This window comes from Streptomyces himastatinicus ATCC 53653 (genome assembly GCF_000158915.1).
GTDB lineage: Bacteria > Actinomycetota > Actinomycetes > Streptomycetales > Streptomycetaceae > Streptomyces > Streptomyces himastatinicus.
The window spans coordinates 9250753-9265166 of the sequence record NZ_GG657754.1 but is presented as its reverse complement, the minus strand read 5'-3'; the positions used below and the strand labels follow the sequence as shown (position 1 = coordinate 9265166).

Below are 14414 nucleotides of genomic sequence, written 5' to 3'. Positions count from 1 at the left end.
TCAGCTCGACGAGCGTGAGCACCACGTTGGTCTTCACGGACTCCGACACACCCCGCAGGTTGAGGGCGGCCAGGGCGAGGATGAACAGGATCGCGACGAAAGTGGGCGGGAGGGCGTCCGTGAACTCGGCGAGGTAGTCGCCGCTGAAGGCCCGGGCCGCCGCACTCGCCGAGGACAGGCCCGAACACATGACCATGAAGGCGACGATGAACGTCACGAACGGCACCCCGAACGCCTTCTGGGTGTACAGCGCGGCACCGGCCGCCTGCGGATACTTGCCGACCAGTTCGACGTACGAGGCCGCCGTCAGGATGGCCACGACGAACCCGATGACGAACGGCAGCCACAGCGCCCCGCCGACCTTGCCCGCGACCTGGCCGGTGGTGGCGTAGATCCCGGTGCCGAGGATGTCGCCGATCACGAAGAGGATCAGCAGTTTGGGGCCGATGGCCCGCTTCAGCGGGGTCTCCTCCCCGCTCCCCGGTGCATCGGTGGCATCGCTTCTGGCTGCGGGCACGACGACTCCCCTGGGGCGTTCTGCACTGAATAAGGTGATTCCTTCCCGGCGGGCGAGTGGATAATGCCTCGGCGACGACGTTCGACGCGATCTGCCGCACCCTCAACTGTCAGCGCTATGTACCCGACGACGGCCCGGGCGAGGGCCCGGCCGAGGCTCCGGGCGACGGCTGGCGGCGCCCGGCGCGGTGGGTTCGGGCAGCGTACGGAACAGCAGCCAGCTCAGGGCGGGCATCAGGATCAGCGGGGCCAGGGCCATGCGCAGGGAGGTCGCGTGGGCCACACCGCCGATGAGCGGGGTGACCAGACCGCCGATGCTGACGGTCAGCCCGAGGGTGATCCCGCTGGCGGTGCCGGTGCGGGTGGGCAGATAGTCCTGGCCGAGGGTGACCTGGAGGGAGAAGGGCACGTACAGGCCGACGGAGGTCAGCGCCACGAACACGTAGATCGCCGGGCCGGGCACGCACACGATGCCCGCGACCGCGGCGACCGTGACGAGGTACGACCAGCGGGCGACGGTGACCCGGTCCCAGCGGTTGGCCAGCTGCCCGCCCAGCACGGAGCCCACCGCGCCGCCGACGTAGAGCACGAACAGCGCCGCCGTGCCCGCCGCCGTGCTGCCGCCCGGGCGCTGCTGGACGTACAGCGAGATGAACGTGCTCAGGCCGATGAAGACGATGGACCGGCAGACCACGGCCAGCGACAGCTTCACGAACGAGGCGACGTCATCGGTGCCCGTCGCCACCGCCGCACCCGAGCCGCCGCGCACCGGCCCGCCCAGTGCGCGCAGGACGGGCAGGCACAGCACACTGCCGACGAGCGCCGGTACGACGAGCAGCGGCGTCAGGCGCAGACCGCCGGTGGCGACCACGGCGCCGACCATGAGCGGCGCGGTGGCGAAGCCGAGGTTGCCCCCGAGGGAGAACCAGGCCATCGCGCTGTGGCTGCCCTCGCTCACGCGCCGCGCGACGCGCGCGGACTCGGGGTGGTAGGCGGCGACCCCGATACCGGACACGGCCACGAACGCCAGCGTCCAGGCGTACGAACCACTCACCCCGCTCAGGGCGATCCCCAGCCCTCCGAGGACCGTGCTCACCGGCAGCAGCCAGGGCATCGCCCAGCGGTCGGTGAGCGCGCCGAACACCGGCTGGGCCACCGAGGACAGCAGGGACGCGGCGAGCACGATGCCCGAGACCACGGCGTAGCTGTACGCGCGCTCGGCCACGAAGAAGGGGACGAGCGACGCGACGGCGCCTTGGTAGACGTCCACGCAGGCGTGGCCGACCGACAGCATGATGATGGACTTGTTCCTGGGCACATCGCCATCGTCTTCACCGGGCGCCCTGTCGGGCTTCCGATAAACTGCCAACCCATGCCGAAAGTCCGCCATGAGCCGGTGGCACCGACCCGTACCCAGTGGCTGGCGCCCGGGGCCGCCATCGACGCCCATCGCCACGACGACCACCAGATCGTCTACGCGGGGCGCGGAGTGCTGGCCGTGACGACCGGCACCGGCACCTGGATCGCCCCGGGCACACGCGCCATCTGGGTGCCGGCCGGCACCGTGCACGCCCACCAGGCCCACGGCGAACTCGAACTGCACCTGGTCGGCCTGGACGCGAGCGACAACCCGCTCGGGCTGGACGAGCCGACCGTGCTGGCGGTCGGCCCCCTCCTCCGTGAACTGATCCTCGTCTACACCCACACCCCGCACGACGACAGCCCCGAGCGCGGGCGGCTGCGGGCCGTACTGCTCGACCAGTTGCGGGCCTCGCCCCAGCAGCCGCTGCACCTGCCCACGCCCACCGCCCCTCTGCTGAGGGCGGTGTGCGAGATCCTGCGCGACGATCCGGCCGACGGCCGCACCCTGGCCGCCCTGGGCAGGGAGGTCGGCGCCAGCGACCGCACCCTCTCCCGCCACTTCAAGGCCGACCTCGGCATGACCTTCCCGCAGTGGCGCACCCAGCTGCGCCTGTACCACGCGTTGATCCTGCTGGCCGAGGACCTTCCGGTGACCAGCGTGGCGCACCGGTGCGGCTGGTCGTCCGCCAGCGCGTTCATCGATGTGTTCCGCCGTACCTTCGGACACACGCCGGGAGCCCACCAGCCCATTCCGGCTAGCTCGTGAGGATGACGAGCTGCCGTGTCGCCCGGGTCATCGCCACATAGCGGTCGACCGCTCCTTCGATGCCCTCGCCGAACTCCTCCGGGTCGACGAGGACGACCAGGTCGAATTCGAGCCCCTTCGACAGCTCCGGGGTCAACGACCGAACGCGGGGCGTGGCGTGGAAGGTCTCGGCTCCGGTACCGATGACGCAGGCGGTTCCCTCGTCGTGTGCGGCGAGCCAGGTGTCGAGGATCGTGGTCAGGTCCGCGACGGAGCCGTGTTCGACGGGGACGTTGCCGCTGCGGATGGAGGTCGGCACGTTGGCGTCCGGGAGCTCGGCCCGGATGACCGGCTCGGCTGCTGCCATGATCTCTTCCGGTGTCCGGTAGTTGATGCTCAGCGTGGCCAGGTCGATCCGGTCGAGCCCGGCCCGCTCCAGCCGTTCCTGCCACGACTCCGTGAACCCGTGCCGGGCCTGGGCCCGGTCCCCGACGATGGTGAAGCTCCGGGACGGGCACCGCAGCAGCAGCATCTGCCACTCCGCGTCGGTCAGTTCCTGCGCCTCGTCCACGACGATGTGCGCGAACGGACCGGCGAGCAGGTCCGGATCGCCGCTGGGCAGTGCGGTCTCGTCGATCAGGCTGTCCTGGAGGTCCCGTCCGCGCAGCATCGTCACCGCGCCTTCCCCGTCGTCATCGGCCGCGAGCACGTTGTCGATGACGTCGGCCATGCGGCGGCGTTCGGCGTCGACGGCGGCCCGGTGCCGAAGCGCGCGCCGGGCCGTCTCCGGGTCGCCGAGCCGCTGCCGCGCCGCGTCCAGCAGCGGCAGATCGGACACCGTCCAGGCCTGGGGAGCCTCCTTGCGCCGCAGCTTCCGCACCTCGTCGGGGCCGAGCCAGGGGGCGCACATCCGCAGATAGGCGGGTACGGACCACAGGTCGCCGACGAGGTCGGCCGCCTCGATCAGCGGCCATGCGCGGGTTGAGCGTCGTGACCAGGTCTTCGTCGTGCAGCAGCGACCTCCGGAAGACATCGGGCGAGATCTCCTCGTCGAGCTTGTCCCGCAGGATCGCGGGCCAGCTCCGCCCAGATCTGCTCGCGCGCCTCGTTGTGCGGCGTGCCCGGCTCCGGTGCGTCGAACGCCTCGGCCCAGTCGTCGGCGCCCAGCCAGATGTCGGCCCAGTCGGTCGTGACCGTCATGCCTTCGGCGGGCGGCTCCTCGTAGAACCTGACGGCCTTCTCGATCGCCGCCACCATGTCCGCGGACGACTTCAGCCGGGCCACCTCCGGGTCGGCCTCGACCGCCGCTCCGGCCCCCTCGGCGACGAGGTCCCGCAGGGTGCAGGTCCGCACGCCCTCCTCCCCGAGGCTGGGCAGGACGTCGGCGACGTAGGTCAGATAGGGCTGGTGCGGGCCGACGAACAGCACACCGCCCCGGCGGTGTGCGAGGCGCGGGTCGGAGTAGAGGAGGTAGGCGGAGCGGTGCAGGGCGACGACGGTCTTCCCCGTACCCGGACCGCCGTCCACGACGAGGGCGCCCCGGGAGCCCGCCCGGATGATGGCGTCCTGGTCAGCCTGGATGGTGCCGAGCACATCGCGCATCCGGGGCGACCGGTTGCCGCCCAGGCTGGCGATGAAGGCGGACTGGTCGTCCAGCGCGGCGTGCCCGGCGATCCCGTCCGCGGTGAACACCTCGTCCCAGTAGTCGCTGATCCGGCCGAGGGTCCAGCGGTATCTGCGGCGGCTCGCCAGACCCATGGGGTTGGCGTGGGTGGCCCCGAAGAACGGCTCGGCCGCGGGGGAACGCCAGTCGAGCAGCAGTTGACGGCCCGTGCTGTCCTTGAGGCCGAGCCGTCCGACGTACACGGGCTCGGTGCCGTCCTCACCGACCATGCGCCCGAGGCACAGGTCCAGGCCGAAGCGGCGCAGCGCGCGCAGGCGGGCGGTCAGCCGGTGGATCTCCGTGTCCCGGTCCATCGCCTGCCTGCCGACGCCACCGGGCGCCTTGCGCGCGGCTTCGAGGCTGTCGGACAGCTCGGCGATCGACTGTTCGAGGCACTCCGCGATGGCCGCGAAGTGCCGTTCGTCCCCGGCGATCAGCGCCGGGTCGGCCTTGGGCGAGAGGCGGTCGGGAAGTTCGAACGCGCTTACGGGCCCGCTCGCCCCTTGCTCCGACAACAACACACGCACGTCGCGACTCCGTTTCCGCAGGTCCTGGCTTCGGCCGGAAATTCTGCGGCACGATGGGGGCCTTGCCGCAAGGCCCCTGGTGCGCTATACGTTGAGAGTGGCGAGGAGTGGGTGATGACCCGGCTGCCCGGAAAGTTCCGCGGCCGTCCTGTACCGCCCGATCGTTGATTCCTTCCCCGCATTCATCCTGCCCCGCATTCATCCTGCACAGACGCCCCCGAGTACGACAGAATTGAGCATGCTGTCGTCACAAGGGGGCTTGGTGCGGATCGACGTAGCGGTGATTGACCTCCTCCGATCGCGCTGAAGGGCGAGGATTCTCCGTCTGTGGGTGGTCCTCGCTGTGAGGTCCGCCCACTCCGGGTGGGTTCCTGCTTCCTCCCCACGACCGTGGGGGTTGTGCGCGCCGCCGGGCTGCCGCCTGGTCTTACGTGCGCTCCGCAGACGTTTACTCGACGCCGTTACCGGCGTGAGGCCCCCGGTCCGGGGGTGGGTGGTGCTGTTGCCGCGAGGATGCGGCGACCTTCGTGTCGGACGTTCTTGCCCGCGTTCCAGTCCCGGCAGTGCCGGACCCCGCAGCCCGGACATGTCCATACCCGGACCTGGAGCGGCTTCTTTCCGTCCCGGTACCCGCAGGCCGAGCAGATCTGGGAGGACGGGAAGTCGCGGGCGACCTTGATGAAGGTGCGTCCGCGCCGGGTCGCCTTGTAGTCCAGGAAGGACACGAACTGTGCCCATCCGGCGTCGTGCACGCTCTGGGCCAGGCGGCCCCGCGCCATACCCCGCACGTTCAGGGTCTCCGCGAAGACGGTTTGGTTCTCACTCGTCAGGCGGTGACTCCACTGGTGGTGGAAGTTCCGGCGCGCATCCGCTACCTGGGCGTGAGCGCGAGCGACCTTGATCCGGGCCTTGTCCCGGTTGTTGCTTCCCTTCTTCTTCCGCGACAGCTCCCGCTGCCGCTTCTTCAGCTTCTTCTCCGCTCTCCGCAGGTATTGCGGGGATGCGATGTGCGAGCCGTCGGCGAGGACCGCGAACCGGGTCAGTCCGAGGTCGATGCCCTGGTCCCCGCCGACCGGCGCGAACACGTCGTCCGCCGGATCGGTCTCGACAACGAAGGAGGCCCAGTACCGGCCGGACCGATCCTTGATCAGTGTCACGCTTGACGGGACCGACGGCAGGTCGCGGGTCCACTTCACCCGCACGTCGCCGATCTTCGGCAGACGCAGTTTGCCGTCCTCGGTGATCTTGAAGCGGTCGGAGACGGTGAACCGTGCGGTCTGCCGGTTGTCCTTGCGGGACTTGCGACGCGGAGGACCGATCTTCGGTCCCTTGCGTTTGCCGGTCTTGGAGTCCTCGTGTGCCTTCCACGCCTTGTCCAGGTCACGAAGGGTCTGCTGGAGGACGCCGACCGGCGCTTGGGTGAGGAATGCCCGCTCCGGGGTCTTCTTCGCCCGCGTGATGAGCAGCTTGCCCAGCTCGGCGGCCTTTGGAATTGCCCAGTACGGGCCCTCGGCCATGCGATGCTGTGGCTTCCCGAGCCGCTTGTTCGCCGTCTTGCGCGGCTTCTGGAGTGCGAGCGCATCGTTCCAGACCACGCGCTTGCACCCGAACACCCGGGCCGCGCTGATGCGCTGGCCGGGCGTCAGGGTGACGCGGTACTGATAACGAAGCTGCACGTCATCACCATACGTACTAGGGTTATGGCTGAGGGTAGGAACATCAGAACTGGTCGGCACTGCGTTTTCCTCACGCACGTACTTTTGGTTTTCGTGACGAAGTTTCGGCATCACGTCTTCTCCGATCACCATCTGACGTGCTGCGAGGAGATCAGGCGAAACGTGTGCGCGGGCTTCGAGGCGGAGTTGGCCGAGTTCAACGGCGAGTCCAACCATGTGCATCTGCTGGTGAACTTCCCGCCCAAGGTCGCTGTCTCCAAGCTGGTGAATTCCCTCAAGGGCGTCTCCTCCCACAGGCTCCGCCAGGAGTTCCCGGACCTCGTGCAGCACTACTACCGGGCGAACAAACTGTGGGCCGGGGCCTACTTCGCCGGATCGGTCGGCGGAGCACCGCTGTCAATCGGGCACCGGTACATCGAAAAACCGTGTTCTACGCCCAGACGCTGGACGAGGAGGGGGTCAAGGTCAACGCCCTCGCCCCCGGTCTACGGGCCACCGACCTCAACGCCCGGACGGCCTCATACCGGACGACGGCCCCACCGGCGCGCAGAACAGCCGTCCGAGGCTGCCGGAAACTCCCTATGCTGGCCACATGATCACCCTGCCGCTCTCCGCGCTGGAAGTCGCCATGGTCCAGACCGGTACGCGGGCCGTGGACACGTTACGTGACACCACCGCCTTCGCCCAGCGTCTCGACGCCCTCGGCTACCGGCGGCTCTGGTACGCCGAACACCACCACTCCCCCGCCATCGGTGCCTTCCCGCCCGTCGTCCTGACCGCCCATGCCGCCGCGTCGACGTCGGCGATCCGCCTGGGGTCCGGGGGCGTGCTCGCCCCCAACCACTCCCCGATCATGCTGGCCGAACAGTTCGGCACCCTGGCCGCGCTGCACCCGGACCGCATCGACCTGGGCATCGGCCGCGGTCCCGGCACCTTCGACGAGTCCACCGCCCGGGCGCTGCGGCGCGGCGCCGGTCCGACGACGGACGACGGGTACCGGGACGATGTGGCGGCGACGCTGCGGTTCCTGGTGGACGAAGTGGCGCTCGGTACGCTCCCGGAACCGTGGCTGCTGGCGTCCAGCACCGCTGGTGCCGCGCTCGCCGCGGAACTCGGCCTGCCCCTCGCCTTCGCCCACCACATCCGCCCCGACAACACCCTCGCCGCCCTGGAGCACTACCGGGCCCACTTCTCGCCCTCCGCGTGGTGTGAACGCCCCCGGGTGCTGGTGTGCGTGGAAACGATCTGCGCCGAGACGCCGGAGGAGGCGGAGCGGCTGGCCGGACCGATGAACGTCGTCAAGGCCGGGCTCCTCAAGGGCCTCAGCGAGGTCCCCTTCCCCTCGCCCGCCGAGGCATCCGCCCACCCCTTCACGGCGGAGGAGCGCCAGGCGCTGGCGGGCTTCCTGGCCCATCAGGCGCACGGCACGCCCGAGACCGCCGTAGGCCGCCTGGCGCAGGTGGCGGAGGCGACGGGGGCGGACGAGCTGATGCTGGTCACGCCCGTCTACGCACTGGCGGCCCGCCTGCGGTCGTACGAACTCGTCATGCAGCACGCCACCGCACCTGACTACTCCGCCCCGGACTCGAAGTCCTCCACGAAGTAGCTGTCGTGCCGGATGCGGAACCGCTTGAGTTCCTCGCCCCCGCGCCGCGTCACCTCCGCGAGGCGCTCGAAGTACTCCTCGCGCGGGGCGCCCGGGGCGAAGAGCAGCAGCATGGACGTGGGCTCGTCGGTCACGTTCTTGAAGGCGTGCAGACCGCCGACCGGCACGTACAGGAAGTCGCCCTCGCGGCCCGTGACCCACTTCTCGCCGTTGTACAGCTCCAGTTCGCCGGAGAGGACGTAGAAGGACTCCGACACCGCCCTGTGGAAGTGCGTCGCGGGCCCACCGGCCCGTGGCCCCATCTCCACCTTGTACAGGCCGAATTCGCCACCGGTCGACGCGTTGGTGGCGAGGTAGTGCGTAGCGCCTCCGCTGGGCGAGGCGAGTTCCGCCGGTGTGTCGGCCGGACGGAACACCGCGTTCACTTCACCTCTGGTGCCGTGGTAGCGGGGCTCCGGGTACTGGAGGTCTTCCGGGTACGACATGATGCGCTCCTCTCGGCAGGTGTCCACCGCAAGGGTGGCTCCCGCCTCTGAAAGGTGGCATCGGGCTCGCGAATGACCTTGGGTCCGCCCGGGCGGAGGGCCGGGGACCTAGTACTGCCAGGTTAATGGGTGGGCCGGAGGGTTGCCAGGCGAGACGTTCGCGTTTCGGCGTGACGCGCAACAGGCTTCGGAACGTGATCGACATCGACCCCCGGCACCACAAGAGTCTGGGCGAGTTGTCCTGTTACGCACTATCCGTTGCCCTAGCATGCTTCGTAGGCTCCCGTTCGGCCTGTCTGCCCGTTTCAGGAGGTGTCGTGCGAGAGCAGAAGATGTACTGCTACACCTGCCAATCCGACGAACAGCACCGGCGTCTCACCGCCGACGAAAAGTCCTGGCTGAAGAACCGCACAGGCCGCAAGACCGTCGAGGAATTCTTCATGTGCACGGCCCCGGGCTGCCGCAACCTTCGGACGGGTTTTCAAAAGCACCCCTTCGATCCCGTGATCCGCGTGCCGTTGCCCTGACTGACACCAGGTGAGTCGGCCCTCAAGCGGTGGCCGGGCGCAGGGTGCGGCAGGAGGTGATGAAGTCGAGCAGGTGGTCGACGCGCTCGCTGCGGGGGGTGTCGACGGCTCGGTTGATGACCTTGATCAGGTGCTCATAGGCGTCGGTGTGGTCGTAGGAGGCGGTGTCGGCGATCTTCAGGGCCCAGCGCCAGTAGCCGCGGATGGTGTCGGAGAGGGGCATGCGGAAGCCCGCGACGACCTCTCTGACCGGCTCGACCACGGCGTCGCCGTAGGCGCGCAGGTAGGACGTGAGGACGTCGGCCATGAAGGTGAAGTGGCGGGCCTCGTCGCGGCTGAGGCGGGTCAGGACCTGGGCGAGGACCGGGTCGTCCACCACCGCGCGCAGCTGCTGGTAGTAGATCTGGGTGGCCTTCTCCTGGATGAGGGCGTACGCGAAGAACTGCACGGGGTGGGCGTAGGGCAGCTCGAAGCGGGCCTGGCCGGGGACGATGAGCTGTTCGCGCACGGAGGTGGCGTCGCCCATGCCGGAGGACTCCTGGTAGCGGGTGAGGGCGCGGGCGTGGGTGTCCTCCTCGGAGGCCCAGCGGATGGTGAAGTGGTACAGCTCGCGGTTGTGGGCGTAGACCTCGGGGGGCACCGAGCCGTCGACGGGGAAGTGTTCGGTGTAGAGCGCGAAGTAGCCCGGGAGGTGGTCCTCGATGAGGGTGATGAACTCGACCGCGGAGCGCTGTCCCGCGGAGAGCCGGTTCGCGTCGGCGAGGTCCCAGTCCAGGCCGGATTCGACGCTCCACGGGCGGGCCTGGGCGGCGCCGGTGAAGTAGTGGCCGACGGCGCGGGCGATGTCCTCGGCGGGCAGTACGCCCGCTTCGGCGCAGGCGGTGCTGGTGGTGCTGGTGGTGCTGGTGGCGGTCATGTGGTCCCTCCTCGCGCACCGGGCACGGCAGGTGCCGTCAGCGCGACTTGCGGCATACCAGGGCGTAGTGCTTGGTGGTGTATCCCCAGCCGGCGTTGGCGGTCTCCAGGTACCGCAGCAGCCGCTCGGTCAGACCCTCGCCGTGCTGTTCCAGGGCCGGGGAGGCGGCCCGTACGTTCGCCATCCAGCACTCGATGGTGCGCTGGTAGTCGGCGGTGAGGTCGTGCACCGCGCGGATGGACAGGCCCGCTCCCTCGGCGGCGGCGACGAGTTCGGACAGCGGGCGCAGCTCGCCGGAGCCGAAGATGCCGTGGCGGATGAAGTCGGTGCCGGGGCGTTCGTCGAACGCCCGGCGGATGGCCTCGCTGCGGAAGCAGCTCTCGGACAGGTACAGGCTGCCGCCGCGCCGCAGCGCGCGGCGGATGGTGGCGAACACCTCGTCCAGGCCGTCCATGTGCACGACGGACCCGAGCAGGGTGACGGCGTCGAACGCGCCGGGCTCGGGCTCGTACCCCTCGAAGGACGTGGCTTCGGTGTGCACCAGAGCGCCGAGGCCGCGTGCCGCGACGCACTCGCGGATGTAGGCGTGCTGGCGGGGCGCCGGGCTGATGCCCACGGTCCGGCAGCCGCACTCCTCCGCCATGAACAGCGGCAGGGCGCCCCAGCCGCAGCCCGCGTCCAGGATCCGCTCGCCCCCGGTGATCCCGAGCTGTTCGGCGACCCACGCCAGCTTGCGCCGCTGGGCCCGCTCCAGGGTGTCGTCGTCGGAGGCGAACAGTGCGGAGGAGTACTTGCGCAGCGGGTCGAGGAACCGCGCGAAGATCTCGGGGTCGAGGTCGTAGTGCTGATTGGTGGCGGCGACGACGGTCATGACCGCTCCCGCGCGGTCGCCCTCTCGACCAGTGCCACGACCTCGCCGATGGTGTTGATGCCGAAGATCTCGTCGTCCTCCAGCTCGATGTCGAAGGTCTGCTCGATCTTGGCGATGATGCGCACGACCTTGATGGAGTCGGCGCCCTCGACGCCCCGCAGATCGGCGTCGGGGCTCAGCGCGTCCACGGGGCGGTCGAGGATCTCAGCGACGACCTCGGTGACCGTACGGGTGATGTCGGCGACGGTGGTGGTGCTGGTGCTGCTGGTCATGTCATGCCTCCACGGCGTGCTGGTGTGGTTGGTAGTGCGCGGTGGCGGTGGCCACCGGGGTGCCGTGCTCGTCGAGCACCTCGGCGCGGGCGGTGAGGAGTCCGCCCGCGCCCTCGGTGGCCTCGGCGGTGCACCGGTAGCGGTGGCCGACGGAGACGACGCCGAGGTAGCGCATCCGCATCGAGGTGGTCAGCGCCGGGACGCCCAGCCGCAGGACGACGAGGTTGCCCATCGTCTCGTCGCAGATGAGGCCGAGGATCCCGCCATGTACGACGCCGGGGTAGGACTCGTAGTGGTGGTCCAGCACGAACGCGGTGCCGAGCCGGTCGCCGGTCCGCTCGAAGGTGAGGGACAGGCCGCGGGGGTTGGCGGTGGCCGGTGCGCAGCCGAAGCAGTGGTGGTCGGCGCGGCCTGCCCACGGCAGCGGTACGGCGTCGGCGTCCCGCGCGGGCGCGCTCATCGGCTCATCCCAGGGCCCTCGCGATGGCGCGCCGCACGGCGCGGTTGGAGGAGAGGTCGTAGCCGGTCAGCGAGGAGAAGGTACGGCGGATCTTCCCCTGGAGCGCGTCCAGTTCGCCCTGGTCGGCGACCGTGTCGAGGAAGAGGGCGAAGCCGGTGTCGATGGTTTCGGAGTCGCCGAGCTCGGCGAGCCCGGACTTGAACACGCCGACCGGGTGCTTGATGCGGTCGTCGGCGGTGTAGAAGTACAGCGTCTCCAGGACCGAGGCGGTCTCCTGCGGATGCTGTTCGAGGCGCTTGGCCGCGAAGTGGCGGAACTCCTTGGCGTGTCCGGCCTCGTCGCGGCTGGCGCGCAGCAGCAGGTCCTTCAGCGCGGGCTCTTCGACCCACGCGGAGACGGCCCGGTAGACGTGGTTGACGGTCAGCTCGGAGATGATGTTGGTGGCGAGCGTCGCGGACGGGGTCGAGCCGGGGTCGTACGGCGCCCGCATCGCGGCCACCGCCCGGTTGTCGACGTGTTCGCCGACGGCCTGGAGCCAGGAGGTGAACGCGAAGTGGTGCTGGACCTCCTGATAGCCCCAGATCACGGCGAACGCCGAGAAGTCGTAGTCGTCGGCGAACTCGTTGAGGAAGCCGTGCACCGCGGCGATCACATTGGACTCGCCCATCACGGCGCTCTTCACCAGGGTGATGTACTCCGGCTTGACCAAGGAGCGGTCCACGTCGCCGAGCGGAAGTTCCGCCAGCCGCCAATGGCTTTTGTCGTAGTGCCGGAAGACTCCGAGACTGTGCATCCGGTCCATGTCCGGCGCGTGAATGGTCATGAATTCGCCTTCGCGATGATCTGGTCCCGCATGCCGAGCCGTTGGAGCTTTCCGCTGGTGGTGCGGGGAATCGACCGTGCGGCGACGAGGTGGACATTCAGCTGGGGCAGACCGAGTACCGAGGTGCAGCGGGCGAGGATTTCCCCGGAGAGCCGGTCCCTTTCCGCGGCGTCGGTCAGCCGGGTTTCGGCGCACAGCACGATCTGTTCGTGTTCGCTGTCCTCGGTGAGCGCGAACGCGACACAGCGCCCCTTGTAGATGCCGGGGACCGTGCGGGCGACGGATTCGATGTCGAGCGGATAGATATTGGCCCCGCGGACGGTGATCATTTCCTTGGAGCGGCCGGTGAAGTACAGCTCGCCGTCGCGCCGGTAGCCGAGGTCCCCGGTGCGCAGCCAGCCGTCCGCGGTGAACGGGTCGTCCAGACCGCCGAGGTATCCGCTGGTCACGGAGGCGCCGCGGACCTGGATCTCGCCGACCATGCCGTCCGGCAGCACCCGCGCGCTGTCCTGCTCGACTACCCGGAAGCTCATCCCTGGCGCGGCCCGGCCGAGCGCGACGATCCCGCGTGCACCGGGAGCGCCCTCGGCCAGCGGCACCGCCGTCCGGGCGTCGGCGAGGGCGGCGCGGTCGACCCACTCGACCAGCGGCTCCCGCCCCAGGGGCGGAAGGGTGACCAGCAGGGTGGCCTCGGCCATGCCGTACGCCGGGGTCATCGTGGCGGGCCGGAATCCGGCCGGGGCGAAGTGGCCGAGGAAGTCCCGTACGGACGCGGCGGAGATGGACTCGGCGCCGTTGAACGCCACGCGCCAGCGCGACATGTCCAGCGACGGCACCTCCTCGGCGGGGATCGCTTCCACGAGGTGGTCGAAGCCGAAGTTCGGCATGGCGTTGATCGTGGAGGGCGTACGGAGGAACTCCTTCAGCCAGCGCCGGGGGCTGCGTACGAACGCCGTCGGGGACCAGACGGTGACCGGAAGTCCGTGGAACAGGCCGGTGAGCGTGCCGAACAGGCCCATGTCGTGGAAGAGCGGCAGCCAGCTGCCCCAGCCGTCGCCGGGCCCGATGGCGATGGCCGAGGTGATCGAGTCGGCGCAGGAGAGCACGTTGGCATGGCTGAGGACGACGCCCTTGGGGGCGAAGGTGCTGCCCGAGGTGAACTGGATGACGGCGGGGTGTCCCGTACCCGGCCGGGGCAGCGGGCCGGGGCCGCCCGCGGCGATGAGCCCGGCCGCGTCGTGGACGCGGGGGCCGGTGAGGTGGTCGGTGACGGCGCGCATCGCCGGAACGGTCACCACATGGCTCAGCCCGGCGGTGTCGATGATCCGCTGGGTGCGCCGCAGATAGCCCTCGATATCGCGCAGGACGATCGGCAGCGGGAGCGGGCAGGCCGCGGCGCCGATCCGGGCCGAGGCGAGCACGCCCTGGAGGAACGCGGCCCCGTTCGGGCAGAGGATGCCGACCGTGTCGCCCTCGGTGGCGCCGTCGGCCAGCAGCGCGGCGGCCATCCGCCGGGAGGAGTCGGCCAGTTCGGCGTAGGTGAGGCGTTCGTTCTCGCTGGGGAAGGAGAGGGTCTGGCCGGGGTTGCGGGCGGCGGCCTCGTCGAACGCCGCGGTCAGTCCGGGGAGCCCGTCAAACGTCACTGCGATCACCTCGTGTCGGGGCGGGGTGCCCACCCGACCGCAGCACCCGCAGCAGGGTGGGCGGGGCGAGCAGCGCGGTCGGGGGGAGCGTGAGGTTGGCGACGCGCATGAAGGTGCGGGCGACCGCCGGGTCCCGGTGCGCGGCCACCTGGGCGCGGGCCGCATAGGCGCTGACGAGGCGGGAGCGCGGAGTGCGCGGCCCGACGACGCCGGGGTAGCGCAGATCGGAGCCGGTGGACATCTGCCAGGCGACGTCGACCACGGCGGCGACCTCGCGGTGGAAGCGGACCGGGTCGAGCCCGTCGGCACCGTCGGCGCGCAG

13 protein-coding genes and 3 pseudogenes are annotated in these 14414 nt (G+C 70.1%); 4 read left to right on the top strand and 12 right to left on the bottom strand.

Going from position 1 to position 14414, the window contains the following annotated elements:
• The coding region (locus tag SSOG_RS39460) for an APC family permease (RefSeq protein ID WP_009719915.1) at positions 1–517 on the bottom strand (517 nt) is incomplete at its 3' end.
• A gap of 102 nt (positions 518–619) precedes the next feature.
• A complete protein-coding gene (locus tag SSOG_RS39455) occupies positions 620–1834 on the bottom strand; it encodes an MFS transporter (RefSeq protein WP_009719914.1) in 1215 nt (404 codons plus the stop codon).
• Between the two features lie 54 nt (positions 1835–1888).
• On the opposite strand from SSOG_RS39455, the gene SSOG_RS39450 reads away from it, so the two are divergent.
• Entirely contained in the window at positions 1889–2644 is a 756-nt protein-coding gene (locus SSOG_RS39450) for a helix-turn-helix transcriptional regulator (protein ID WP_009719913.1), read from the top strand.
• On the opposite strand, the pseudogene helR reads toward SSOG_RS39450, so the two are convergent.
• A pseudogene (gene helR / locus SSOG_RS49735) lies at positions 2634–4807 on the bottom strand (RNA polymerase recycling motor ATPase HelR). The gene SSOG_RS39450 and the pseudogene helR sit on opposite strands and share 11 nt — an antisense overlap.
• Positions 4808–5274: 467 nt before the next feature.
• Complete coding sequence (locus tag SSOG_RS39435; RefSeq protein ID WP_050800115.1) at positions 5275–6489, bottom strand: RNA-guided endonuclease InsQ/TnpB family protein; 1215 nt, start codon at positions 6487–6489, stop codon at positions 5275–5277.
• Positions 6490–6513: 24 nt separating this feature from the next.
• Here SSOG_RS39435 and tnpA point away from each other — a divergent pair.
• Positions 6514–6912: pseudogene (tnpA, locus tag SSOG_RS49730) on the top strand (IS200/IS605 family transposase); the annotation flags it as partial.
• Positions 6913–7081: 169 nt separating this feature from the next.
• Entirely contained in the window at positions 7082–8095 is a 1014-nt protein-coding gene (locus SSOG_RS39430; protein ID WP_009719909.1) for an MsnO8 family LLM class oxidoreductase, read from the top strand.
• Here SSOG_RS39430 and SSOG_RS39425 read toward each other — a convergent pair.
• Positions 8059–8580, bottom strand: a complete 522-nt coding sequence (locus tag SSOG_RS39425; RefSeq protein WP_009719908.1) for a cupin domain-containing protein — start codon at positions 8578–8580, stop codon at positions 8059–8061. The two genes, SSOG_RS39430 and SSOG_RS39425, sit on opposite strands and share 37 nt — an antisense overlap.
• Positions 8581–8912: 332 nt before the next feature.
• Between SSOG_RS39425 and SSOG_RS39420 the strand changes: the two genes are divergently transcribed.
• The gene (locus tag SSOG_RS39420) at positions 8913–9107 is read left to right on the top strand and encodes a hypothetical protein (RefSeq protein ID WP_009719907.1); all 195 of its coding nucleotides are present in this window, start codon (positions 8913–8915) and stop codon (positions 9105–9107) included.
• Positions 9108–9129: 22 nt separating this feature from the next.
• Here SSOG_RS39420 and SSOG_RS39415 read toward each other — a convergent pair whose 3' ends face one another.
• From SSOG_RS39415 to SSOG_RS55180, 7 genes and pseudogenes are all read right to left on the bottom strand, one after another.
• Positions 9130–10023 carry an acyl-ACP desaturase gene (locus SSOG_RS39415; RefSeq protein WP_009719906.1) on the bottom strand — a complete coding sequence of 298 codons (894 nt, stop codon included), beginning with the start codon at positions 10021–10023 and terminating at the stop codon, positions 9130–9132.
• Positions 10024–10060: 37 nt separating this feature from the next.
• Entirely contained in the window at positions 10061–10894 is an 834-nt protein-coding gene (locus tag SSOG_RS39410; protein WP_009719905.1) for an SAM-dependent methyltransferase, read from the bottom strand.
• Positions 10891–11166 (bottom strand): acyl carrier protein, encoded by a 276-nt coding sequence (locus tag SSOG_RS39405; protein WP_009719904.1) that lies wholly within the window; start codon positions 11164–11166, stop codon positions 10891–10893. Before SSOG_RS39405 ends, SSOG_RS39410 begins: the two co-directional genes overlap by 4 nt.
• Before the next feature lies 1 nt (position 11167).
• The gene (locus tag SSOG_RS39400) at positions 11168–11626 is read right to left on the bottom strand and encodes a PaaI family thioesterase (RefSeq protein WP_009719903.1); all 459 of its coding nucleotides are present in this window, start codon (positions 11624–11626) and stop codon (positions 11168–11170) included.
• A gap of 4 nt (positions 11627–11630) precedes the next feature.
• Complete coding sequence (locus tag SSOG_RS39395; protein WP_009719902.1) at positions 11631–12449, bottom strand: ferritin-like domain-containing protein; 819 nt, start codon at positions 12447–12449, stop codon at positions 11631–11633.
• Entirely contained in the window at positions 12446–14092 is a 1647-nt protein-coding gene (locus SSOG_RS39390; RefSeq protein WP_050800114.1) for a fatty acyl-AMP ligase, read from the bottom strand. Before SSOG_RS39390 ends, SSOG_RS39395 begins: the two co-directional genes overlap by 4 nt.
• Positions 14082–14414, bottom strand: a pseudogene (locus SSOG_RS55180) (FAD-binding monooxygenase); the annotation flags it as partial. The pseudogene SSOG_RS55180 and the gene SSOG_RS39390, both read right to left, overlap by 11 nt.

Excerpts from the sequence above, each read along its gene's own strand:
- SSOG_RS39450 (WP_009719913.1), top strand. The coding sequence starts at position 1,889 with ATGCCGAAAGTCCGCCATGAGCCGGTGGCACCGACCCGTACCCAGTGG.
- SSOG_RS39430 (WP_009719909.1), top strand. The coding sequence starts at position 7,082 with ATGATCACCCTGCCGCTCTCCGCGCTGGAAGTCGCCATGGTCCAGACC.
- SSOG_RS39425 (WP_009719908.1), bottom strand. The coding sequence starts at position 8,580 with ATGTCGTACCCGGAAGACCTCCAGTACCCGGAGCCCCGCTACCACGGC.
- SSOG_RS39420 (WP_009719907.1), top strand. The coding sequence starts at position 8,913 with ATGTACTGCTACACCTGCCAATCCGACGAACAGCACCGGCGTCTCACC.
- SSOG_RS39415 (WP_009719906.1), bottom strand. The coding sequence starts at position 10,023 with ATGACCGCCACCAGCACCACCAGCACCACCAGCACCGCCTGCGCCGAA.
- SSOG_RS39410 (WP_009719905.1), bottom strand. The coding sequence starts at position 10,894 with ATGACCGTCGTCGCCGCCACCAATCAGCACTACGACCTCGACCCCGAG.
- SSOG_RS39405 (WP_009719904.1), bottom strand. The coding sequence starts at position 11,166 with ATGACCAGCAGCACCAGCACCACCACCGTCGCCGACATCACCCGTACG.
- SSOG_RS39400 (WP_009719903.1), bottom strand. The coding sequence starts at position 11,626 with ATGAGCGCGCCCGCGCGGGACGCCGACGCCGTACCGCTGCCGTGGGCA.
- SSOG_RS39395 (WP_009719902.1), bottom strand. The coding sequence starts at position 12,449 with ATGACCATTCACGCGCCGGACATGGACCGGATGCACAGTCTCGGAGTC.